The following is a 21,822-nucleotide window of genomic DNA, read 5'->3' as shown; positions in this document are numbered from 1 at the left end:
AATGAGAGCGTCACTACCGAAGGACCACCCCATGCTTCGCCTGCCGTACCATGACCGCTACGCCTATTCGCCGATCGTCGGGCGCCAGGATTATTCCTGGCCGGAGGGCAAGCGGCTGGCGGTCTATCTCGGGCTCAACATCGAGCATTTCGCCTTCGGCGCCGGCGATGGCCATCTGCTGACGGTGGCCGGCACGCCGCCCGATCCGCGCACCTTCGCCTGGCGCGACTACGGCAACCGCGTCGGCGTGTGGCGCTGCCTGGAGCTGTTCGACGAGCTCAACCTGCCGGCGGCCCACCTCATCAACACCACGGTGTTCGACTACGCGCCGCAGATCGTCGATGCGCTGAAGGCGCGCGGCGACGAGCTCATCGGCCACGGCCGCACCAATGCGGAGCGCCACGGCCAGATGTGGGAGGCCGACGAGAAGCGCTTCCTCGAGGAGGTGCGCGACGCCATCGCCAGGGCATCGGGCAGGCCGCCGCGCGGCTGGATGGCGCCGTGGATGAGCTCGAGCCATCGCACGCCCGATCTCCTGAAGGAGGTCGGCTTCGACTTCCTGATGGACTGGCCGGCCGACGACCAGCCGCTGTGGATGAAGACGCGGTCGGGCCCGCTGATGAGCGTGCCCTATCCGATCGAGATCAACGACAGCCCGCAGATCCTGGTGCGCCATCACACGCCCGAGCAGTTCCGCGACTTCATCATCGGCCAGTTCGAGGAGCTGCTGCGCCAGTCGGCGAAGCAGCCGCTGGTCTGCGGCATCGCCCTGCACACCATGATCGTCGGCCAGCCCTATCGCCTGCGCCTGCTGCGCGAGGCGCTGCAGCACATCGCCAACCATCCGCAGAAGGACAAGGTGTGGTTCACGCGGCCGTCGGCGATCTACGACCACTGTGCGGCCCTGCCGCAGGGGACGATGACGCCTGCGCCGGTATAGAAGGGTGCAGGGGGAGTGTGAAAATGACGACCTGGAACAAGGCGCGTGCGGCGCGGGATGCCCGCCTGCAGGCCGGCGGCAAGCTCGCCAAGGGCAAGATCGTGCAGGCGCACGACGCCACCGCCCTGCTGGAAGCCGTGATCCGGCCGGGCGACCGGGTCTGCCTCGAAGGCGACAATCAGAAGCAGGCCGACCTGCTGGCGCGGGCGCTGGCCGGGGTCGACGTCGCCAAGGTCCATGACCTCCACATGGTGCAGTCCGGCATCGTGCTGCCCGAGCATCTCGACCTGTTCGACTCGGGCGTCGCCAAGCGGCTCGATTATGCCTTCTCCGGCCCGCAATCGACGCGCATCGCCCGCATGCTGTTCGGCGGCAAGATCGAGCTCGGCGCCGTGCACACCTACCTCGAGCTGTTCGCGCGCTACTTCGTCGACCTCACGCCCAACGTGGCGCTGATCGTCGCCGTCGCCGCCGATCGCGACGGCAACCTCTATACCGGGCCGAACACGGAGGACACGCCGACCGTGGTGGAGGCGACCGCCTTCAAGGACGGCGTCGTGGTGGCCCAGGTCAACGAGATCGTCGACAAGCTGCCGCGGGTCGACATCCCGGGCGACCGCGTGAGCTTCGTCATCAAGTCCGACAAGCCGTTCTATGTCGAGCCGCTCTTCACCCGCGATCCCGGCGCGATCACCGAGACGCAGATCCTGACCGCCATGCTGGCGATCAAGGGCATCTACGCGCCCTACGGCATCAAGCGGCTGAACCACGGCATCGGCTTCAACACGGCGGCCATCGAGCTCCTGCTGCCGACCTACGGCGAGCGGCTCGGGCTCAAGGGCAAGATCGCCACGCACTGGGCGCTCAACCCGCATCCGACTCTGATCCCGGCCATCGAATCGGGCTGGGTCGAGCAGATCCACAGCTTCGGCGGCGAGGTCGGGATGGAGGACTACATCCGTGCGCGCGCCGACATCTATTTCACCGGCGTCGACGGCTCGCTGCGGTCCAACCGCGCAATCTGCCAGACGGCCGGCCTCTATGCCTGCGACATGTTCATCGGCTCGACCCTGCAGGTCGACCTCCAGGGCAACTCCTCGACGGTGACGACGCAGCGCATCGCGGGCTTCGGCGGGGCGCCCAACATGGGCAGCGATTCGCACGGCCGGCGCCATCCCAGCGCGCCCTGGCTGCTGGCCGGCAAGGAGGCCGATCCCGACGGCTTGCCGGCGCTCCGGCGCGGCCGCAAGCTGGTGGTGCAGATCGTCGAGACGTTCGGCGACAAGAACGTGCCGACCTTCGTCGAGAAGCTCGACGCGATCGAGCTGGCGGAGAAGCTCGAGCTCGAGCTGGCGCCGGTCATGGTCTATGCCGACGACGTCACCCACGTCGTGACCGAGGCCGGCATCGCCAACCTGCTGCTCTGCCGCAGCAAGGAAGAGCGCGAGCAGGCCATTCGCGGCGTCGCCGGCTACACCGATGTCGGCCGTGGCCGGGATGCGAAGATGGTGCAGCAGCTGCGCGAGCGCGGCGTCGTGCGCTGGCCCGAGGATCTCGGCATCGATCCGCTCGAAGCCGACCGCAGCCTGCTGGCCGCCCGCTCGATCGAGGACCTCGTGCGCTGGTCCGGCGGCCTCTACGCCGCCCCGGCCCGCTTCCGCAACTGGTGAGGGGGCGATGACCGTGGTCGCCACGCCTTCATATTCCTCCCCACCTCTGTTGGGGAGGTGTCCGCGCAATCGCGGACGGAGGGGTCATGAGCCTCAGTCCCGCTGCTCATGACCCCTCCGCCCCCGATTACGGGGGCATCTCCCCAGCGAAGCTGGGGAGGAGAATGAAAGGCGCGCCCCTGTGCGAATGCCCTGCGTCGTCGCGGGAGAGAAAAGTTTCTGAGGAGTCCCCGCAATGGAAACCCTGACCTATCGTCACACAGCCGCGCGTCGCGCCGGCGGCGCCAGGCCGATGGCCATCGTCGGCGTGGTCGCCTCGGGCAACCTCGAGGTGCTGGTCGAGCGGGTGCTGCCCGACACCGACTGCCAGGTCGAGATCAGCACGCCGGCCACCGGTTTCGCCGAGGTGTGGGAGGCGGTGATCGCCGACTTCGTCGAGCGGCGCTCGCCGGGCGGGCTACGGCTGTCGATCAACGACGGCGGCGCGCGCGCCGACACCGTGTCACTGCGGCTCGCCCAGGCGGTGCGGCTGATCGAGGAGGACGGCCGATGAGCCCGCCAGCTGAAGTCCGGCGCCCGTCGCCGAGCTGGTACGAATCGGCGGCGCGCGACCGCGCGCGCCTTCTGCTCGATGCCGGGACCTTCACCGAGTTCCTCGGGCCCGAGGCGCGCGAGATGAGCCCGCATCTCGGCATCTTCGACCTGCCGCGCCAGTTCGACGACGGCATCGTCGTCGGCAGCGGCAAGCTCGCCGGCAAGCCGGTGCTCGTCGCCGCCCAGGAGGGCCGCTTCATGGGCGGCGCCTTCGGCGAGGTGCACGGTGCCAAGCTGGTCGGCCTGCTGCGCGCCGCGCGCGACACCAAGACAATGCCCGTGCTGATCCTGTTCGACACCGGCGGTGTCCGCCTGCAGGAGGCCAACGTCGGGGAACTCGCGATCGGCGAGGTGATGCGCGCGCTGATCGAGGCGCGCCGCGCCGGCGCCAAGGTGATCGGCCTGGTCGGCGGGCGGGCCGGCTGCTACGGCGGCGGCGGGCTGATCGCCGGGACCTGCTCCGCGCTCGCCGTGTCGGAGCATGGCCGCATCGCCGTGTCGGGCCCCGAGGTCATCGAGACCAACCGTGGCGTCGAGGAGTTCGATTCGAAGGACCGCAGCCTGGTGTGGCGCACCATGGGTGGCAAGCACCGCCGCCTGCTGGGCGGCGCCGAGCTGTTCGTCGACGACACGATCGATGCCTTCCGCGCCGCGGCGATCGCGCTGATCGAGCGGGCGCCGGCGTTCGACCTCGCGATGCTGAAGGCCGAGCAGGCACGCCTCGCCGAGCGCCTGAAGCGGTTCGGCAAGTGCGCCGACGGGCTCGATGTGTGGAAGCAGGCGGGCGTCGCCGATCCGGCCAGGGTGCCGGGCATGCCGGCAGACGAGTTCATCGCGCTCGCCCAGCGCATCGGGGAGGGACGCCATGACGCTCGCTGAGATCCTGGCTTCGCTGTTCCCGGCGGGACACGAAATCGTGCAGCAGGGCGGCATCCTGCTCGGCTCGGGACCGTTGAAGAGCGGCGGCCGCATCAGCGTGATCGGCGTCGCCGATCGCACCCCGCTCGGCGTCGACGATGCATTGCGCCTGGCCGGGCATGTGCTCGCCGCGATCGAGGCGGGCGGCAGCGATCCCATCCTGGTGCTGATCGACAGCGACAGCCAGCGCATGAGCAAGCGCGACGAGCTGCTGGGGCTCAACGAGTTCCTGGCCCATCTCGGCAAGTGCCTGATCCTGGCCAGCGTGCAGGGCCATCACACGGTCGGCCTGCTCTACGGCCACAGCGCCGCCGGCGCCTTCATCGCCACGGCGATGTCGACGCAGAGCCTGGTGGCGCTGCCCGGTGCGACGCCGGCGGTGATGGATCTGCCGTCGATTTCGAAGGTCACCAAGCTCTCGATCGAGGCGCTTCAGGAGAAGGCGAGATCGACGCCGGTGTTCGCGCCCGGCCTCGCCAACCTCGCCCAGACCGGCGCCGTGCTGGCGACGTGGGACGACAAGCGCTCGCTCGCCGACCAGCTCGCGGCGCTGCTCGCCGCCCCGGCGACTCTGGACGACCAGCGCGACCGCCTGGGCAAGGACCGCAAGGGCCGGCCCAAGGCGGCCGATATCGCTGCCCGCGTCCACGACCTCGCCCGGCCGTCGACGTGAGGCACGGGATCTCCATCTCCAACCCTAGCAAGAAACTGGACTGTCAGTTTCGAGTGGCGGCGGGTCGGCCCTCGGGCCGGTGGGGAACTCCTATGAAGATCGGTGCGGGTACCGCCCCGATTTTCTCAGCATCGTGGTGCGCGCCGGCGTGCTGGAGGTCTCGCCCGTCATCGGGCAGGGCATTCGCATATGGCGTCTTACTCCGTCATCCCGAGCGGAGCCGCCTGAAGGGCGGCGTAGTCGAGGGGCCTGTCTTGCCGATGCTGCAACGAGAAAGGTCCCTCCGCCGCACCTCGCTGAGCCGCGCTGCGCTTGGCTTCGGTCGGGATGACGGTGCTTTTCGCCGCATGCGAATGCCCTGCCCGATGCCGGGAGACGAAAGGGAGGGGGCTTCGCTCCGCAGCGGAAGAGCTGGGAGGCGGCGCTGATGCTCCGGCGCCACGACCTCGTCCTCGTGTCGCCGGCGGCGTGGCGGGCACTGGTCGCGGAGCGCCGCGATCTCGCAGGCAACACGCTGATCGCCGGTTGGGTCGATCGCGGCTGGCCGCTGATCACGCGGCGCATGCTACCCGGTGAAGGGGCGGTCCTGCCGCTCGGGCTGCCGCTGCCGCCGTCGCACGGCAAGCGCCGGCTGGCGCTCGCGCTGGCGCACGACGCCTTGGTGTCGAGCACGCCGCCTCCGTTGCTGCGCGAGGCGATGCGTGTCGCGCCGCCGGCGTGGGCTCCAACGCTGGAGCGGCTGCTGGCGCTCGACGCCGGCATGCGCGTCTACGGCAGCCTGGCCTGGCAATACCTCACCTCGCTCGACTACCTCACGGCGCGCTCCGATCTCGACATGCTGCTGGCGATGCCGCCTGCTGCCGACGCGCCGCGGCTGATCGCGGAGCTGGCCGCGATCGAACGGTCGGCGCCGATGCACCTCGACGGCGAGTTGGTGCGCGACGACGGCGCCAGCGTGAACTGGCGCGAGCTGCACGAGGGCGCTGTCGACGTGCTGGTCAAGACGACGCGCGAGGCACGCCTGCAGGAGACCCAGCGCTTTCTCGGCGGAGGCCAACCGTGAGAGCCGCGCGCGCGCGGCCTGTCGGCGCCTCTCCCGATCGGCGGGAGGCGGAGCGCCTGGCGGCGCTCGCCGTGCGCTGCCTCGCGCTCGAAGCCGAGACGTGGCCCAAGCCCGGCCTCGTGAGCCCGGTCGATTCCGGCAGTCACGCCGACATGGACATCGACACGTTCCGGCGCAGCGCCGCTGCCCTCGAGCCTTCCTTTGCGGCTCTGGCGGAAGCCGGCGCGCAGGGCGGCGCCATGGGACGGCTCCGCGTCATCGGCCTCGAGGCCGAGGCGGCGATGCTGCGCGTGACCGGCGGCGTCAACACGCATCGCGGCGCCATCTTCGGCCTCGGCCTTCTGTGCGCGGCAGCGGGGATGCGCGCGGGCGGCCTCGTCGATCCGGCACGACCGCTCGGCGCCGTGGTCGCTGCGCAGTGGCGTGACGGCATCCTGCAGGGGCCGGAACTGCTGCACAGTCACGGCGGCGCGGCGCGACGGCGCTTCGGGGCTGGCGGTGCGCGCCGCGAAGCGGCCGAGGGCTTTCCGACGGTCTATGGCGTTGGCCTGCCTGCGCTGCGCCGTGGAGCGGCCCTGCGGGCTCGTGACGAAACAGTCGATCAAGAATCGGTGTCATCCGGAGAAAGGCGATTGCGGAGCGAGCGCCTATCCCCGGGTGACAGCAGTGCCTTTGCAACTGGAGCCGCCGCTTCATCACACGCCCTGAGGAGGAAAGGTCAGGCGGCGCAGGTGCAGGCGTGCTTTGCGCTGATCGCCCACGTCGAGGACACGAACCTGCTGCACCGCGGCGGGGTCGACGGTCTGCGCTTCGCCCAGGGCGCGGCCCGTGCGTTCCTCGACCGGGGTGGCGTCGGACAACCGGATTGGCTCGCGCGGGCATGGGCGGTGCATCGCGCCTTCGTCGCGCGCCGGCTGAGCCCCGGAGGTTCGGCCGATCTTCTCGCCATGAGCCTGTTCGTCGAGGCGTGCGGCCCGTGACCCTGGCGATCCTGTGCTCGGGCCAGGGGCTGCAAGGGCCGAAGAGCTTTGCGCTGACGGCGGATGCGCGTCGTGCCGCCGCGCTGTTTGCCCATGCCGCGGGCCTGCTCGGCGGCGATCCGCGAACTCTCGTGCAATCAAAGGATTCCGCCACCCTGCATGGCAATCGCACCGGCCAGATCCTGTGTGTGCTGCAAGCCGTGGCGGCGGCCGCTGCACTCGGCGAGGCAGGGCCGGATCGGCGGATCGTCGCCGGCTACAGTGTCGGCGAGGTCGCGGCCTGGAGCGTCGCCGGGCTGATCGAGCCTGCCGCCGTGCTCGACCTGGTCGCGGGGCGGGCCGAGGCGATGGATGCGGCGAGCCACGCGCACGACGGCCTGCTGTTCGTGCGCGGCTTGTCGCGCGCCGCCGTCGAGTCGCTCTGTGCGCGTCACGGCGCAGCGATCGCCATCGTCAATCCCGGCGACGCCTACGTCCTGGGCGGCGACAGGCTCGACGCGCTCGCCGAGGCGGCGACGCAGGCGGGCGCGCTGCACGTCACCCGGATTGCCGTCGCCGTCGCCTCGCACACGGCGCGTCTCGGGTCGGCTTCGACGGCGTTTCGCCGGCAGCTCGAGCGGCTCGGCGTGGCGTCGCGGCCGCCTCCGGGGATCCGTCTCCTGAGCGGCATCGACGGCACTGCCGTGCTCGATGTCCGGGCCGGCCTCGACAAGCTTGCGGCGCAGGTCTCGCACACTGTCCAGTGGGAGGCATGCCTCGACAGTGCGGTCGAGGCGGGCGCCACGCTGTTCCTCGAGCTCGGGCCCGGCCGCGCCCTCGCCGAGATGGCCGCCGCCGCCCATCGCGACATCCCCGCACGCAGCCTCGATGATTTCGAGACGCTGGAGGGTGTCCGTGCCTGGCTGGCGCGGCAGATGGCGTGACGTGATGCCGGCGTGCAGTCTCGTTCTCTCTTCCGGACTGCGGGCATCCTGCCCGCTCATAGGAGCGTGAGCGGGCAGGATGCCCGCGGTCCGGATGATCATGAGCGCGACCCGTACGCCGGCCGCGGGCTTGCGTCCTCTTGACCAGTCCCGCCCGGTTGGCGAGTGTCAGGCCTCCCGAGTCGCGAAAGGGCCAAATGAAAAGCGCAGTCCTAGTGGCAATGGCGGTGGCGTTGACCGCCTGCGGCATGCAGCCGGTCCCGGTGGTCCCGTTGGCCAACCGGCAATCCGATGCGGCCGGCAAGAGGTTCTGGAACCCGATGCCCGGCATGGCCGCGGTCTATATCTACCGCGGCCCCGATGCCATTCCGCCGCAGGTCCTGTCGCTCACGGCACGGGACAGGCAGGTGGGTTGGCTGACGCCGTCGACCTGGATCCGCGACGACGTCGCGCCCGGGCGCTACGACGTGGGCTGCGTCGTCGGCAGGGAGCTCGCCGGGTCGACCAGCCTCGACCTGCGGCCCAGCACCATGATCTTCCTGCAGGCGTCGACGCAGGCCGGCTCCAATGCCTGCACCCTGAGCGAGGTCCCGGCCAATATCGGGCGCGACGGCGTCGTCGCCGCCGTGGAGACCCAGCCGCCCTATGGGCAGTGACCCGTCGCCGGCCCGCGCGGGTCAGGCGATGAGCGAGGCGGTGCTCGCGGCGTGGCTGGCCGAGGCGGGGCTGCGCAACCTGCCGTTCGACGAGATGGTCGACGGCTTCTCGCGCCGGCTCGACGATCTCGGCTTACCGGTGGCGCGGACCTTCGCCGGCATGAACACGCTGCATCCGATGGTGCGGGCGCGCAGCATGATCTGGGACCGCTCGAGCGGCCCCAACGCCCATTTCGAGTTCGGCCACATCGACTTCGATGCGCCGATCCTGCGCCGCAGCCCGTTCCTGCCGATGCTGCAGGACGGCGTGATGATGCGCCGGGTGCGGGTCGACGATGCCGCGGCGGCGCAGGAGACGCTGCTGTTCGCCGAGCTGCACGCGACCGGCATGACCGAGTGGCTGGGGCGGATCTTCCCGTTCGGCTCGCTGATGCCGGCGGCCGGCCTGGGCGTGCCGGATTCGGCCGAGCACGCCGAGCGGCTGTTCTTCGTCTGCTCGCTCACGACCGACCGGCCCGGCGGCTATCGCGAGCACGACATGGCCGTGCTGGATCGGCTGCTGCCGCTGTTCGCGCTGGCGGTCAAGGCGGTCGCCATCGGCGCCGTCGGGCACGACCTGCTGGCCGCCTACCTCGGCGACGATCCGGCGAGCCGGGTCTATGCCGGCACGGTGGTGCGCGGCGGCGTGCAGAGCGTCGAGGCAGTGCTGTTCTACACCGACCTGCGCGGCTTCACGGCGTTGGCCGACGTGACGCCGGGGCCGGAGCTGATCGCGCTGCTCGACGAGTGCTTCGAATGCATGGTCGAGCCGGTCGCGCAGCACGGCGGCGAGGTGCTGAAGTTCTTAGGGGACGGGCTGCTCGCGGCCTTTGCCGTCGTCGCCGGCAATCGCGACGCGGCGTGCGGCGCGGCGCTCGACGCGGCGGTCGAGGCGCTGGCGCGCATCGAGAGGCTGAACGCGCGCCGGCGCGTCGAGGGACGGCCGGCGATCGCGCTCGATGTCTCGCTGCATATCGGGACGGTGCAGTACGGCAATGTCGGCACGGCGACCCGGCTCGACTTCACCGTGATCGGACCGGCGGTCAACGAGGCCTCGCGCATCGAGCGGCTGTGCGAGCCGCTCGGGAGTTCCTTGCTGATGTCGCAGCACTTCGCGGAAGCGGCCGTGTCGAGCCGCTGCCGTCTCGTCTCGCTCGGCCGCCACCGGTTGCGCGGCGTGCGCCAGCCGACCGAGCTCTACGCGCTCGCCGCGGCGTGAATGATCACTTGCCGTAGACGGCGCTCTCGAAGGCGTAGAACAGCGGCAGCGACTTGACGTCGGCGAAGGGCAGGATCTGGGTGACGTAGACGCCGCCCACGCCCTTCTTCTGGTCGATCCAGTAGTAGGTGTTGGCGAGGCCGGCCCAGGCGAGCGAGCCGGCGGTGCGGCCGGTCGGCGCGTCTTCGTTGTTGATCATGAAGGAGAGGCCCCAGCTCTTGTCCATGCCGGGGAAGAACTCGGCGTCGTTGGAGAAGGGCGGCGCCGCCGTCTTGAGCAGGGTGACCTTGGAGTTGCCCATGGCGTTCTTCGACATCAGCTCGATGGTTTCGGGCTTCAGCACCGCTTGGCCTTTGTCGGAGCGACCCTGGTTCAGCATCATGCGCACGAACTTCAGGTAGTCGCCGGCGGTGCTGTAGAGCCCGCCGCCGCCCATCTCGAACTCGGGCTCCTGCGGCAGCTCGAGCGCCGGGTCGGCGGTCAGCCTGCCGTCGCCGCCGCGGTGATGGATCTTGGCCAGCCGCCCGCGCATCGCATCGCTGATGCGGAAGGCGGTGCTGTCCATGCCGAGCGGCCCCAGGATGTTGTCGTGCATGTACTGGCCGAGCCGCTGGCCGCTCACCGCCTCGACCATCTTGCCGGCCCAGTCGATGTTGATGCCGTACTCCCAGCGCTCGCCGGGCTCGAACAGCAGGGGAAGCGTGAGCGCTTTGTCCTGGCAGCTGATGATGCCCGGCACCTCCATCGCCTCCATGTACTTGCCGATCTCGGGCTTCCAGATGTCGTAGGCGAAGCCTGCGGTGTGGGTAAGCAGGTGGCGCAGCGTGATGTCGCGCCGGGCCTTGCGCGTCCTGGGTTTGCCGGCGGGGTCGAAGCTTTCGAGGACCACGCAGTCGCCGAGGGCGGGGATCACCGCCTTGGCCGGCCCGTCGAGCGAGAGCTTGCCGCGCTCGACCAGCTGCATGGCGGCGGCGCCGGTGACCGCCTTGGTCATCGAGGCGATCCACGCCACCGTGTCGGGCGTCATGTCGGCGGCCTCGCCCAGGATCCGCTTGCCGAAGCCGGCTTCGTAGGTGGTTCCCTTGGCATCGGTCGCCGCGGCGACGACGCCCGGCACGTCGCCCTTGCTCACGGCTTCCTTCAGTACGCTGTCAGCCTTGGCCTTCATGGCACGCTCCTCCTGATTGTAGGGGCGCTATTGAGGCATGCCGGCCGGGTCGCCTGTCCAGCGCATTTTGGCTCCGATAGCCTCATCGCCGCGTCATCCGGCGGTAACTCAGGTGTAGTTGCCGCGCGCCCGGCCGTTGCCGTTGGCCTTGCGTGTCCGTGCCGACGCGGCGGTCCTGGCAGGCCGCGCTGCCGCCTTCTTGCCCGGCTTGGCCTGCAGCAGCGTGCGCATCTCCGCGCCCTTGGCGTCCCACCAGTCGGCCAGGATGCGGACGTCCCAGCCGATGCAGAAGTGCTTTACGCCCATCTTGAGATAGCGCGTCGCCTGCGACGGGTCGCGCAGCTCGACACGGGGATGCAGGCCCATCTTCAACGCCGTCTCGATCGTCTTCGTCTCGGCCGCCAGCACCTCGGCGTCGCCATACTGGCCGGTCTTGCCGATGCTCATCGAGAAGTCCGAGGCGCCGAACTGCACCATGTCGATGCCCGGCACCGACAGGATGGCCGCGAGATCGTCGACGCACGATTTCTTCTCGACCATGATGGCGATGACCACCTCGTTCAGGGCATCGACATAGGCCGGCGTGCCGCCTTCGCGCACCGTGCCGACATCGCGCCGCATGCCGACGCCCAGCCGGCCACGGCCGCGGACGCCGCGCGCCATGGTCGTCTCGGCGCGCACTGCGTCGACGGCGAGCTTGGCGTCCTCGACGCTGCGGATGTCGGCGAACAGCACGCTCTGGAAGCCGGAACCGATCGCCCGCATGGCCTGGTGCGTGTACTGGGTCTGCTCGATCTTGATCATGCCGGCCATGTTCATCAGCTCGAAGCTGCGGCCGAGATTGTCGAGGTCGTGCATGGTGAAGGGCGCGTACTCGGCGGTGAACTCGACATAGTCGTACTGCTTGGAATGGCCGATCAGCTCGACCAGGGTCGGCCACGCCGACAGGATGTGTGTGCCGACGGTCGGCTTGCCGGCGTTCAGGAGCTCACGAAGCGGATTACGGCGCATGACAGGGTCCCCGGTTGGTTGATGCTTGTTCGTTGGCGTCCATACTGCTTGATCGGCTAGGCTCGGGGAAGCGGGGAGGGGCAGTCTTGAAGCAGATCGCAATCACGGCGGCGACGGTCTACGTCACCGAGATCCCGGTTCGGCTGATGCGGCGTCACGGCTCGGGCGACGTCGCCGGCACGGTGAAGAACGCCATCCTGAAGCTCCAGACCGATGCCGGCATCACGGGATGGGGCGACGCCGCGCCGTGGGCGGTGTTCACCGGCACGATCGAGGCCAATGTCGCGGCCCTGCATGTCTATCTGCGCCCCTTGCTGCTGGGCGCCGACCCGTTTCGCATCGAGGCGCTGATGGCCGACGCCGACCACGCCGTGGTCGGTCATCCCGAGGCCAAGGCGGCGATGGAGATGGCGCTGTTCGACATCGCGGGCCAGGCCTCGGGCCTGCCGGTCGCCGAGTTGCTGGGCGGCCGCTGCCGCGACGACATTCCCCTGTCGTTCTCGGTCGCCGATCCCGATTTCGATCGCGACATGGAGATGGTGCAGCGGCTCTACGGCGAGGGCCTGCGCCTGTTCAAGATGAAGACCGGCTTCGCCGGCCATGCCGCCGACCTGAAGCGCATGGAGCGCTTCCGCAAGGAGCTGCCGGCCGATGCCGAGCTGCGCATCGACTACAATCAGGGCATGAGGACGCACGACGCCATCCGCGAGCTGCGCGACGTCGAGGCGTTCCGGCCGACCTTCATCGAGCAGCCTGTGCCGGGCCATCACCGCGCCGCCCTGGCCGAGATCACCCGTGCCCTCGACACGCCGGTGCTGGCCGACGAGAGCGTGTTCACCCCGACCGACGCGCTGCAGGTGGCGGCCGGCCGCATGGCCGACCTGGTCAGCATCAAGATCATGAAGCATGGCGGCATGCTGGCCGGCCGCAAGGTGTCGGCGATCTGCGAGGCCGCCGGCATCGCCTGTTACGGCGGCGACATGTTCGAGACCGGCATCGCCCATCTCGCCGGCACGCATGTCATCGCAGCGACGCCCAACATCTCGCTGGGCTGCGAATTCTACCAGGCCAGGTACTTCCTCGAGCGCGACCTGCTGGCGGAGCCGTTCCCCATCGAGAACGGCCGCGTGGTCGTGCCGCGCACGCCGGGTCTCGGCGTGGCCGTCGACGAGGATCGTGTAAGGCACTACGCGGTGGAGACGCTGACGTAGGGGGCACGGCCGGGAACGCGCCAGTCCGTGGCGCTCTTCCTCTTTTTCCTCCCCAGCTTCGCTGGGGAGGTGTCGCGTCTGACGCGACGGAGGGGTCATGAGCCTCAGTGAGGCTTTCGACCCCTCCGCCCGCGATGACGCGGACACCTCCCCAGCGAAGCTGGGGAGGAGAATGAGAGGAGTGCCACGCCGGCGGAGGTTACTCCGCCTTGAGTGGCGCGTTCCCAGCCATGAACTGGCGCGTGTTTTGCGTCATTGCTTGACGGGGGCGAAGACGGGCACCTAGATTCGCCGTGCGTTTCGCCTCCTCGAGCGCCTGGGGTAACGAGCCGGCAGAGATCGGCGCCGCGAGATGCAGAACATGAGGAGAAGGGATATGGGGATTCGCCGTCGTGATGTCGCTTCCGCGACTGCCGTTGCTGCTGCCGCGAGCGTTGCGCTGGCGGCTGTTCCGGCTCGTGCCCAGGGCAAGGGCGAGTCGACCTGGGATCTGATCAAGCGCACCGGCCAGGTGCGCATGGGCATCTTCGAGTACTCGCCCTACTTCATGCGCGACAAGTCGAGCGGCGAATGGGTCGGCGCCATGGTCGACATGGGCAAGGACATCGCCAACGAGCTCAAGGTCAAGTTCGTGCCGGTCGAGGTCGGTGGCTTCGGCGAGGCCGTGCTGTCGCTGCAGTCCGGCAAGGTCGACATGAACTTTGCCCTCCAGGCGACGCCCTTGCGCGCCACCGCCATCGACTTCGCCGGGCCGATCTACTGGATCGAATGGGTGACGGTGAACAACCCGAAGTTCAACGGCAAGGTATGGGCCGACTACAACAAGGAGGGCGTGAAAGTCGCCGTGATGACCGGCACCTCCGACGAGCTGCTGCTGCGCAAGATGGCGCCCAAGGCGACGCGTGTGGAGTTCAAGTCGGCGGCCGAGATCGCGCTGGCCGTGTCGTCGGGCCGTGCCGACGCCTTCACCACGACGGTGCTCAATTCGATGGTCGCCAAGGCCAAGAATCCGGGCCTGGGCGACTTCGTCAATCCGACGCCGCGCGTGGCGCTGCCGGGCTATATCGGCCTGCGCCTGGAGGAGGACCAGCGCTGGCAGAAATTCCTCAACCGCTGGGCCGAATGGAACATCCTGCTGGGCCATAACGAGGCGCGCATGAAGGCGGCCCTGGCGCGCGAGGGCCTGGAGATCCCGCCGACCGTGTCGTTCTCGCCCAACTGATGGCCAAGTCCGTCACCGTGATCGGCGCCGGCATCGTCGGCGTCTGTTGCGCGCTTCATCTGCAGCGCGAAGGCTTCAAGGTCCGGCTCGTCGAGAAGGGCGAGCCGGGCAAGAAGGCCTCCTTCGGCAACTCCGGCAGCTTCGGCACCGCTTCGTGCGTGCCCTTCGCCATGCCGGGCGTGCTGAAGAAGGTGCCCAAGATGCTGTTCGACTCGACGTCGCCCCTGAAGCTGCGCTGGGGGCACGTGCCGAGCGCGCTGCCGTGGTTCCTGCGCTTCATCGCGGCGGCGCGGCCGTCGCGCGTCGAGGAGATCGCCGCCGCCCGCAACTCGCTGCTGGTCCACACCCATGCCGGCTACGCGCCGCTGATCGAGGACGCCGACGCGCGGCAGTGGGTCAAGGACGACGGCCTGATGATGCTGTTCGAGAGCGAGGAGACGTTCCAGAACGCCGCCTATGCGCTCGACCTGCGCCGCCGCAACGGCGTGCATATGGACATTCTCGACGGCAACGAGGCGCGGCAGATGGAACCGGCGCTGTCGCCCAGGATCGTCAAGGCGGTGTCGCTGCCCGACGTCAATCGCACCATCGACCCGTGGCGCCTGTGCGATGCCCTGGCCAAGGATTTCGTCCGCCGCGGCGGCGAGATCGTGACCGCCGAGGTGCAGGGCTTCGAGATCGGCGGCGAAGGCCCGACGAAGATCGTCACCGATCGCGGACCGCTCGACGTCGAAACGGTCGTGCTTGCCGCCGGCGTCTGGTCGCGGCCGCTGGCGAAGCAGCTTGGCACGGCGGTGCCGCTCGAGGCCGAGCGCGGCTACCACGTGATGTTCGACAACCAGGAGTTCGGCCTGCGCCGCGCCCTGGTCTCGGCCGACCGCAGCGTGTCTCTGGCCCACATGCACGAAGGCATCCGCGCCACCGGCGTTGCCGAGTTCGCTGCCCCCGACGCGCCGGCCGACATGCGCATCGCCGACATGATCGCACGCCACGCCAGGGAGCTCGTGCCCGGCCTGAAAGGCGAGCCCGCCTCGAAATGGATGGGCCCGCGCCCGTCGCACCCCGATTCGAAGCCGGTGATCGGCCGCTCGCCGCGCCACAAGAACGTGTTCTTCGCCTTCGGCCACGACCATCTCGGCCTCACCATGGCGGGCATCACCGGCAAGCTGATCGCCGAGCTCGCGACCGGCAGGCCGACCACGGTCGACCTCGCGCCGTTCCGCCCGGACCGTTTCTGAGATGGTTCTCGCCGTTGCCTACTCGTGGGACTTCGGCCTCGTCCTGAGCTACACGAACCTCTGGGCCAAGGGCCTGGGTGTCACGCTCGCCTACTCGGTGGGCACGGTGCTGGGCGGCATGGTCATCGGCGTGATCTGCGGCCTGCTGTTGCTGGTGCGCAGCCGCTGGGTGACCTTGCCGGTCCACTACTATGTCGAGATCTTCCGCTGCACGCCGCTGCTGGTGCAGATCGTCTGGTTCTATTACGCGTTGCCGATCGTCCTGCAGGTCGAGCTGCCCGACTGGTTTGCCGCCGGCCTCGGCCTGACGCTCTACATGGGCGCCTTTGCCACCGAGATCTTCCGTGCCGGCATCATCTCGATCGACAAGGGCCAGTGGCAGGCGTCGCGTGCGCTCGGCATGACCGGGGCGGAGCTGATGCGTCATATCATCCTGCCGCAGGCCACCAAGCGCATGGTGCCGCCGTTCGTCAACCAGTCGATCATCCAGCTCAAGAACACCTCGCTGCTCTACGTCGTGGCAATCCCCGACCTGATGTACACCGGCTCGATCATCGTCTCCGACACCTTCCGGCCGCTCGAGGTCTACAGCAGCGTCGCCATCGCCTACTTCGTGATCCTCTACCCGCTCACCCTGTGGGCGGCCCGCCTGGAGGCGCGCGTTGACCAGTAGCGGCGCGCCGATGGTCAAGGCCGAAGGCCTGCGCAAGAGCTACGGGACGGTCGAGGCGGTGCGTGGCGTGTCGCTCGAGGTGCGGCGCGGCGAGGTCGTCGTGGTGATCGGCCCGTCGGGCTGCGGCAAGTCGACCTTCCTGCGCTGCATCAATCTCCTGGAGGAGCCGTCGGCGGGCACGCTGCAGGTCGGCGATCGACACATCGACTTCGGCGTGAAGCGCTCCATGCCGCGCGGTCGCGACCTGGCGCGCTTCCGGGCCCGCATCGGCATGGTGTTCCAGCAGTTCGATCTCTTTCCGCACATGACGGCGCTGCAGAACGTCATGTCGGGCCCGATGATCGTCAAGAAGATGGACAGGCCCGACGCGGAGGTCATTGCCCGCGATCTTCTGGCCAAGGTCGGCCTCGCCGACTTCGCCGACCGGTTCCCGCGCAATCTGTCGGGCGGTCAGCAGCAGCGTGTCGCCATCGCGCGCGCCATGGCGATGACGCCCGAGGTCATGCTGTTCGACGAGGTGACATCGGCGCTCGATCCCGAGCTGGTGGGCGAGGTGCTGGACGTCATGAAGCAGCTCGCCACCGAAGGCACGACCATGATCGTGGTGACCCACGAAATGGCCTTCGCGCACGCTGTTGCCGATCACATCGTGGTCATGGATGCGGGCCAGGTGGTCGAGCACGGGGCCGCGGAAGAGGTCTTGCTGCGGCCCAAGAACCCGCGTACGGCGTCGTTCCTGTCGCGCTTCCACAGCACGATCGGCGAGCGCAAGAATTGAGGGGAGTTTTGGCGAATGTTTCCGGCGAAGGACAAGCTGACGATCTGCTTTGCCCATGCGGCGTACCAGATGCAGGCGCGCTTCGAGGCGCGCAACACCGGCATCAAGAATTTCCAGGTATGGGCCTACGATGATCTGGTGAAGCGGGTCGGCGAGGCCGATATCGTGGTCGTCTCCGGCATGTGGAAGAACGACCTGATCCCGCACGCCGGCAAGCTGAAGTTCATCCAGTCGATCAGCTCGGGCATGGACCAGTATTCCCGCGAGCAGCTCGGCGCCAAGGGCGTGCGGCTTGCCAGCGCCGCCGGTGTCAATGCGCGTGCCGTGGCCGAGCATGCCATTGCCTTGATCCTGGCGGTGTTCCGCCGCTTGCCCGAGGCGCGCGACAATCAGCACGACAAGATGTGGCGCGGCATGATCGGCGATCTCGCCCAGCGCGAGGACGAGCTCGGCGGCAAGACCCTCCTGGTCGTCGGCATGGGCCGCATCGGCAGCCACCTTGCCCTGCTGGCCAAAGCGTTCGGCATGAAGGTGATCGGCATCCGTCGCGATCCTTCGCAGGGCGAGAACGGCGCTGATTCGATCTACGGCATGGGTGACCTGGTGAAGCTGGTGCCGCAGGCCGACATCGTGGCGCTGACCTGTGCGCTCACGCCGGAAACCACCGGATTGATGAGCAAGGCCGCCTTCGCGGCCATGAAGCCGTCAGCGGTCTTCGTCAACGTGGCGCGCGGCAAGGTGGCCGACGAGGCGGCCCTGATCGACACCATGAAGAACAACCGCATCTGGGCCGCCGCCATCGACGTCACCGCGGACGAGCCGCTGCCGCAGCCCTCGCCTCTGTGGACCTTGCCGAATGTCTTCGTCACGCCGCACACTGCGGGTGAGACGCGCGCCTATGAAGACAACGTGCTCGACATACTGGTGGAGAACCTCGATCGCCTGTGGCGCGGCGAGACAGCGCTGCGCAACCAGGTTCTTTAGCTCGCGGCACTAGAGAGGGGATCGCTGGGAGCGGCCACACCACTTTTCATCATTGTCTGTTCCTATCGAGAAAGCGATCGGCTGCGCGAGTCTTTGAGCCTCGCCAGGCTGGCTGCCAAGTCGTCCTTGCGGAACGGCTTGGTGAGACGCGCGAACTCCAGCTCGATGCCCTCCCCTTGCGCATAGCCGGAGACGATGAGGACTGGAATTCGCGCATCGAGTGCCCGCACACGTCGGGCCAATTCCAATCCTGACATTCCCGGCATCAGGTGATCGGTGACGATGAGATCGAGTTTCCTCCCTTGGTCAATGACGCGCAGCGCTTGTTCTGCCGTTTCGACCCCGATGACCTCATATCCGAGGTCAACGAGCATATCGGCAGCACTCAGACGGACATTCTCATCATCCTCGACAAGAAGTGCCTTTTGAATTGACGCCAGGGGAACACTGGCCGGCACGGGTGCGATCTCTTCGGGCAGGTCGGCGCTCTCTGCTAGCCAAAGCTCGACATTGGTTCCGAGCCCGAGCTTGCTGTTGATAACGAGCGCGCCGCCTAGCTGCGACGCCAGACCATGCACCATCGACAGCCCAAGGCCTGTACCTTTGCCGACGCCCTTTGTCGAAAAGAATGGCTCGACCGCGCGCGCGAGCGTTGCTTCGTCCATGCCACTGCCGGTGTCTGAGACAGAAAGCTTGATGTATTGGCCTGGCTTCAGGTTTTCTTTGTGGCCTTCCGTCACTGCTTGCGCTGACGCCGAAATCCGCAACACACCTCCTTCCGGCATGGCATCGCGTGCATTGACGGAGAGGTTGAGGACCGCCATTTCCAGCTGGTTTCTATCAGCGTTGGCTGAGGGCAGGCCGTCCGGCACATCGACCACCACCTTTATCTGCGGACCCGTGACACTGGCTACAAGCTGGGCCATACCGGCAACGAGCTTCGCCACGTCAATGCCCGCGACCTGCAATGGCTGGCGGCGCGCGAAGGCCAGAAGCCGCTGGACGAGCGTCTTGGCCCGTTCTGCCGATTGCGCTGCACCGCCAATCAGTCTTCGCTCGCGCTCGCCGCCTACTCCCTTGCGCTGGAGCAAGTCCAGCACACTGATGATTGGCGTGAGGAGATTGTTGAAGTCATGTGCCACTCCCCCTGTCAGCTGCCCCATCGCTTCCATCTTTTGCGCCTGACGAAGCGACTCCTCCACGCGGATGAGTTCACGTGTCCGTTCTGCCACGCGCTGCTCAAGGGTGGCGTTCAGGTCTCGCAACGCGTCGTCCGCGGCGCGGCGCAGGGTTACGTCGCGGTAAAAGACGGCGAGGTGATCTCCGACGGGATGAGCACGCATCTCGAGCCATGCGGACCGCTCATCGGGCCAGGTGTAATGATGCTCGTGCGCTACTGAGACTTGTTCATCGAACGCCTGCCGGTAGAGCTTCTCGATTTGGGGATCGGCATTCGGTGCCACATCGTTGTGCAGCCGCCCGACAAGCTCCTCGCGGGAGCGTGTCTCCATGGCGAGAGCTGCAGCGTTGAGCTCGACTATCCGAAGGCTGCGGTCGAGCAAGACGAAGCCTTCTCCCATGCCTGCCAGGACACCCCTCAATTGCTCCTCTGAACGAGCCGCCTCACGACGCGCGCTTGCCAGCGCGATGTTTACCGCAACGCGCGCGACCAGTTCGCGGGCCGCGAAGGGCTTGGTGAGATAGTCGTTTGCCCCGGCATCCAAACCTTCGACCTTTGCTTCTTCGCCGGCGCGTGCCGACAACATGAGAACGGGCAAGTCGCTGAGACCGGGGTCTCGACGAACAGCGTGCAGCAAGCCAAACCCATCAAGCTTCGGCATCATGACGTCTGTTACAACAAGGTCCGGCCGGTCTCGCCGGAGCGCGACGAGCGCCTCTTCACCATTGGCGACGGCCTTCACCTGGTATCCCTGCCCCTGGAGGAGCTTAGCGATGTAGCTCCGAAGGTCGGGGTTGTCGTCGGCAATGAGAATCCGTCCACGGTTAGCAGCGGAGCCCTCCACCCTTTGATCCGTGACGGAAGCGCCATCGGTGCTTTCGTCACCAGATAGCCAGCGCAGCGCCTCCTCGACAAACGATTGGGCCTGATGCGCGGTCGGCCGGTCAGGGACGGTGCCGTCTGCGCCTTCAGCTGAATCACCTGTTCGCGGAAGTATGACGCTGAAGGTGCTGCCGTGATCGAGCTCACTCTCGACCTCGATCGCACCGCCGTGCTGCTTCACCAGCTCCTGCACGAGGGCCAGGCCAATCCCGGAACCTTCGTAGCTGCGGCCGGACGCCCCTTCAACGCGATGGAAGCGATCAAACAGCTTGGGCAGCTCGGATGCCGGAATTCCGGTGCCGGTATCACGGACGGTTAGTCGTACTCCCTCCGGTATGTCGGACAAGCGAACAACAATCTCGCCATCGAATGTGAATTTGAACGCATTCGACAGTAAGTTGAGAACGATCTTCTCCCACATGTCGCGGTCTACGCGGACCGGCTGAGACAGCTTGGGCGTATCGACGACCAGGCGCAAACCTGCACGAGTGGTTGCGGAGCGGAAAGACGACGCAAGGTCCGCGGTGAGCGCTGCCAGATCGGTCGGTTGGAAGTTCGACTTGAACCGTCTCGCCTCGATGCGCGCAAAGTCCAGAAGCGTGTTCACCAACCTCAAGAGTCGCATCGCATTGCGATGAGCGATTTCTATGCGCTCATGCTGTTGAGGCGGCAGGTCATGCATCATCGCCTCCTCAAGCGGCCCGAGCATGAGCGTCAACGGCGTGCGGAACTCGTGGCTCACGTTGGAAAAAAACGTTGTCTTGGCACGATCGATTTCCGCCAGCGCCTCGGCCCTTGCGGCTGCTCGCTCATACTCGTCGGCGCGAGCCACGGCTGCCGCGAGCTGAGCCGTTAGCAGCTCGATAAAGCCACGATACCCATCATCCAACTGACGATGAGGGTTGATGCCGGCGACAAAAAGGCCAACGGGGGCGCCATCATCCTCGGCGCTGGCCATAGACGTCATCACGGCACGGGAAGGCGGCTGTTGCCAGTGCAGCAGGGGAAATTCCCCAAGACAGCCCGGCGGCAAGTGGACTGCCAAAGACTGGCTGGCATCGTGGTGGCGCCCCTTGATCATCGGGAAAAGGTGCTGCATCTGTGTCGCCTTTTCGAGGTCGAGCCCGTGCACCGCGCTTAGCGTTGCTTCGCCAGCTCCGCGAGGCGTGAGAAAAGCAAGCGCAAACGGAAGATCGTGCGGATTGGCATGCAAACAGGCTTCGAGAGACTGCATGACTTCAACGCGGGTGGAAGCGGCTGAGAGCCGGACCCCGAGGTCTCGCAGCGTTGCGAGTTGACGCTCGCCAATCACCTTCTCGGTCACTTCTGCCACCACGCACAGCATGCCGGTCGTGGACCCGATATCGTCGGCAAGAGGCGAATAGGAAAACGTATGAAAAGTTTCTTCAGAAAAGCCTGAACGTTCAAGGTATAGCTTCAGCTCTTCATCCCAGGTCGCTTCTCCGGTCGCCAGCACGTGCTCTATGCGTGGACCGATATCGGACCAGATCTCCGCCCAAACCTTGTCCGAGCGACTGCCAATAACCCAGTCGCGTTTAATTCCGACCGTAGGGAGATAGGCGTCATTGCACAAAAAAGTGAGATCGGTTCCCCAAGCCATCCACATGGCGAACCGCGAGGTCAACATCACACGGATGACTGCACGCAGACTGGATGGCCACGTTTCTGGCGGGCCGAGGGAGGTCGCCGACCAGTCGGCACCCTGCATCAGCCTTCTCACTTCACTTTCGCCAGCCAATGAACGTGGAGTTTCATCCAGTAAGTCGCTCGCCATCGCAG

19 protein-coding genes are annotated in these 21,822 nt (G+C 67.4%); 16 read left to right on the top strand and 3 right to left on the bottom strand.

The features are described 5' to 3' along the window. Positions 1-31 precede the first annotated feature (31 nt). From ACILR9_RS33445 to ACILR9_RS33400, 10 genes are all read left to right on the top strand, one after another. Positions 32-940 (top strand): polysaccharide deacetylase family protein, encoded by a 909-nt coding sequence (locus tag ACILR9_RS33445; protein ID WP_395714324.1) that lies wholly within the window; start codon positions 32-34, stop codon positions 938-940. Positions 941-963: 23 nt separating this feature from the next. After that, positions 964-2,610: a malonate decarboxylase subunit alpha gene (gene mdcA / locus ACILR9_RS33440; RefSeq protein WP_395714323.1), complete on the top strand. Its 1,647-nt coding sequence runs from the start codon at positions 964-966 to the stop codon at positions 2,608-2,610. A 235-nt stretch (positions 2,611-2,845) separates the two neighbouring features. After that, positions 2,846-3,163, top strand: coding sequence for a malonate decarboxylase acyl carrier protein (gene mdcC / locus ACILR9_RS33435; protein ID WP_395714322.1), 318 nt, complete (start codon positions 2,846-2,848; stop codon positions 3,161-3,163). Further along, complete coding sequence (locus ACILR9_RS33430; protein ID WP_395714321.1) at positions 3,160-4,083, top strand: biotin-independent malonate decarboxylase subunit beta; 924 nt, start codon at positions 3,160-3,162, stop codon at positions 4,081-4,083. The genes mdcC and ACILR9_RS33430 overlap by 4 nt, the downstream gene beginning before the upstream one ends. Continuing rightward, positions 4,070-4,795, top strand: a complete 726-nt coding sequence (gene mdcE / locus ACILR9_RS33425; protein ID WP_395714320.1) for a biotin-independent malonate decarboxylase subunit gamma — start codon at positions 4,070-4,072, stop codon at positions 4,793-4,795. Before ACILR9_RS33430 ends, mdcE begins: the two co-directional genes overlap by 14 nt. Positions 4,796-5,222: 427 nt before the next feature. After that, positions 5,223-5,858 carry a malonate decarboxylase holo-[acyl-carrier-protein] synthase gene (gene mdcG, locus ACILR9_RS33420; protein WP_395714319.1) on the top strand — a complete coding sequence of 212 codons (636 nt, stop codon included), beginning with the start codon at positions 5,223-5,225 and terminating at the stop codon, positions 5,856-5,858. Beyond that, on the top strand, positions 5,855-6,838 hold the full coding sequence (locus tag ACILR9_RS33415; protein WP_395714318.1) for a triphosphoribosyl-dephospho-CoA synthase MdcB: 984 nt from the start codon (positions 5,855-5,857) through the stop codon (positions 6,836-6,838). The genes mdcG and ACILR9_RS33415 overlap by 4 nt, the downstream gene beginning before the upstream one ends. After that, the gene (locus ACILR9_RS33410; RefSeq protein ID WP_395714317.1) at positions 6,835-7,761 is read left to right on the top strand and encodes an acyltransferase domain-containing protein; all 927 of its coding nucleotides are present in this window, start codon (positions 6,835-6,837) and stop codon (positions 7,759-7,761) included. Before ACILR9_RS33415 ends, ACILR9_RS33410 begins: the two co-directional genes overlap by 4 nt. 197 nt (positions 7,762-7,958) lie before the next feature. After that, positions 7,959-8,417 carry a hypothetical protein gene (locus ACILR9_RS33405; protein WP_395714316.1) on the top strand — a complete coding sequence of 153 codons (459 nt, stop codon included), beginning with the start codon at positions 7,959-7,961 and terminating at the stop codon, positions 8,415-8,417. After that, positions 8,407-9,675 (top strand): adenylate/guanylate cyclase domain-containing protein, encoded by a 1,269-nt coding sequence (locus ACILR9_RS33400; protein ID WP_395714315.1) that lies wholly within the window; start codon positions 8,407-8,409, stop codon positions 9,673-9,675. The genes ACILR9_RS33405 and ACILR9_RS33400 overlap by 11 nt, the downstream gene beginning before the upstream one ends. A 4-nt stretch (positions 9,676-9,679) precedes the next feature. Here the strand turns inward: ACILR9_RS33400 and ACILR9_RS33395 are convergent, their stop codons facing one another. Both ACILR9_RS33395 and ACILR9_RS33390 read right to left on the bottom strand, forming a co-directional pair. Next, a complete protein-coding gene (locus tag ACILR9_RS33395; protein WP_395714314.1) occupies positions 9,680-10,843 on the bottom strand; it encodes a serine hydrolase domain-containing protein in 1,164 nt (387 codons plus the stop codon). Positions 10,844-10,951: 108 nt separating this feature from the next. Beyond that, complete coding sequence (locus tag ACILR9_RS33390) at positions 10,952-11,854, bottom strand: HpcH/HpaI aldolase/citrate lyase family protein (RefSeq protein ID WP_395714313.1); 903 nt, start codon at positions 11,852-11,854, stop codon at positions 10,952-10,954. An 86-nt stretch (positions 11,855-11,940) separates the two neighbouring features. Here ACILR9_RS33390 and ACILR9_RS33385 point away from each other — a divergent pair, with 86 nt between their 5' ends. The 6 genes from ACILR9_RS33385 to ACILR9_RS33360 all read left to right on the top strand — a co-directional run bounded on the left by ACILR9_RS33385 (position 11,941) and on the right by ACILR9_RS33360 (position 17,960). Continuing rightward, positions 11,941-13,065 carry an enolase C-terminal domain-like protein gene (locus ACILR9_RS33385; protein WP_395714312.1) on the top strand — a complete coding sequence of 375 codons (1,125 nt, stop codon included), beginning with the start codon at positions 11,941-11,943 and terminating at the stop codon, positions 13,063-13,065. A gap of 376 nt (positions 13,066-13,441) precedes the next feature. After that, the gene (locus ACILR9_RS33380; protein WP_395714311.1) at positions 13,442-14,287 is read left to right on the top strand and encodes a transporter substrate-binding domain-containing protein; all 846 of its coding nucleotides are present in this window, start codon (positions 13,442-13,444) and stop codon (positions 14,285-14,287) included. Continuing rightward, the gene (locus ACILR9_RS33375) at positions 14,287-15,525 is read left to right on the top strand and encodes an NAD(P)/FAD-dependent oxidoreductase (RefSeq protein WP_395714310.1); all 1,239 of its coding nucleotides are present in this window, start codon (positions 14,287-14,289) and stop codon (positions 15,523-15,525) included. Before ACILR9_RS33380 ends, ACILR9_RS33375 begins: the two co-directional genes overlap by 1 nt. Position 15,526: 1 nt before the next feature. After that, positions 15,527-16,198, top strand: coding sequence for an amino acid ABC transporter permease (locus ACILR9_RS33370; protein ID WP_395714309.1), 672 nt, complete (start codon positions 15,527-15,529; stop codon positions 16,196-16,198). Further along, positions 16,188-16,976: an amino acid ABC transporter ATP-binding protein gene (locus ACILR9_RS33365; RefSeq protein WP_395714308.1), complete on the top strand. Its 789-nt coding sequence runs from the start codon at positions 16,188-16,190 to the stop codon at positions 16,974-16,976. The genes ACILR9_RS33370 and ACILR9_RS33365 overlap by 11 nt, the downstream gene beginning before the upstream one ends. A 15-nt stretch (positions 16,977-16,991) precedes the next feature. Then, positions 16,992-17,960, top strand: coding sequence for a D-2-hydroxyacid dehydrogenase (locus tag ACILR9_RS33360; RefSeq protein ID WP_395714307.1), 969 nt, complete (start codon positions 16,992-16,994; stop codon positions 17,958-17,960). A gap of 62 nt (positions 17,961-18,022) precedes the next feature. Here ACILR9_RS33360 and ACILR9_RS33355 read toward each other — a convergent pair whose 3' ends face one another. After that, positions 18,023-21,817 carry a response regulator gene (locus tag ACILR9_RS33355; protein WP_395714306.1) on the bottom strand — a complete coding sequence of 1,265 codons (3,795 nt, stop codon included), beginning with the start codon at positions 21,815-21,817 and terminating at the stop codon, positions 18,023-18,025. Between the last annotated feature and the right edge of the window lie 5 nt (positions 21,818-21,822).

The organism is Reyranella sp. (assembly GCF_044224635.1).
Taxonomy (GTDB): Bacteria; Pseudomonadota; Alphaproteobacteria; order Reyranellales; family Reyranellaceae; genus Reyranella.
Note: the sequence above shows the minus strand (reverse complement) of the source record. Positions and strands in the feature narration are given on the sequence as shown.

Bases quoted from the DNA above. Each gene is read 5' to 3' on its own strand.
- ACILR9_RS33445 (WP_395714324.1), top strand. From the start codon at position 32: ATGCTTCGCCTGCCGTACCATGACCGCTACGCCTATTCGCCGATCGTC.
- mdcA (WP_395714323.1), top strand. From the start codon at position 964: ATGACGACCTGGAACAAGGCGCGTGCGGCGCGGGATGCCCGCCTGCAG.
- mdcC (WP_395714322.1), top strand. From the start codon at position 2,846: ATGGAAACCCTGACCTATCGTCACACAGCCGCGCGTCGCGCCGGCGGC.
- ACILR9_RS33430 (WP_395714321.1), top strand. From the start codon at position 3,160: ATGAGCCCGCCAGCTGAAGTCCGGCGCCCGTCGCCGAGCTGGTACGAA.
- mdcE (WP_395714320.1), top strand. From the start codon at position 4,070: ATGACGCTCGCTGAGATCCTGGCTTCGCTGTTCCCGGCGGGACACGAA.
- mdcG (WP_395714319.1), top strand. From the start codon at position 5,223: ATGCTCCGGCGCCACGACCTCGTCCTCGTGTCGCCGGCGGCGTGGCGG.
- ACILR9_RS33405 (WP_395714316.1), top strand. From the start codon at position 7,959: ATGAAAAGCGCAGTCCTAGTGGCAATGGCGGTGGCGTTGACCGCCTGC.
- ACILR9_RS33400 (WP_395714315.1), top strand. From the start codon at position 8,407: ATGGGCAGTGACCCGTCGCCGGCCCGCGCGGGTCAGGCGATGAGCGAG.
- ACILR9_RS33395 (WP_395714314.1), bottom strand. From the start codon at position 10,843: ATGAAGGCCAAGGCTGACAGCGTACTGAAGGAAGCCGTGAGCAAGGGC.
- ACILR9_RS33390 (WP_395714313.1), bottom strand. From the start codon at position 11,854: ATGCGCCGTAATCCGCTTCGTGAGCTCCTGAACGCCGGCAAGCCGACC.
- ACILR9_RS33380 (WP_395714311.1), top strand. From the start codon at position 13,442: ATGGGGATTCGCCGTCGTGATGTCGCTTCCGCGACTGCCGTTGCTGCT.
- ACILR9_RS33375 (WP_395714310.1), top strand. From the start codon at position 14,287: ATGGCCAAGTCCGTCACCGTGATCGGCGCCGGCATCGTCGGCGTCTGT.
- ACILR9_RS33370 (WP_395714309.1), top strand. From the start codon at position 15,527: ATGGTTCTCGCCGTTGCCTACTCGTGGGACTTCGGCCTCGTCCTGAGC.
- ACILR9_RS33360 (WP_395714307.1), top strand. From the start codon at position 16,992: ATGTTTCCGGCGAAGGACAAGCTGACGATCTGCTTTGCCCATGCGGCG.
- ACILR9_RS33355 (WP_395714306.1), bottom strand. From the start codon at position 21,817: ATGGCGAGCGACTTACTGGATGAAACTCCACGTTCATTGGCTGGCGAA.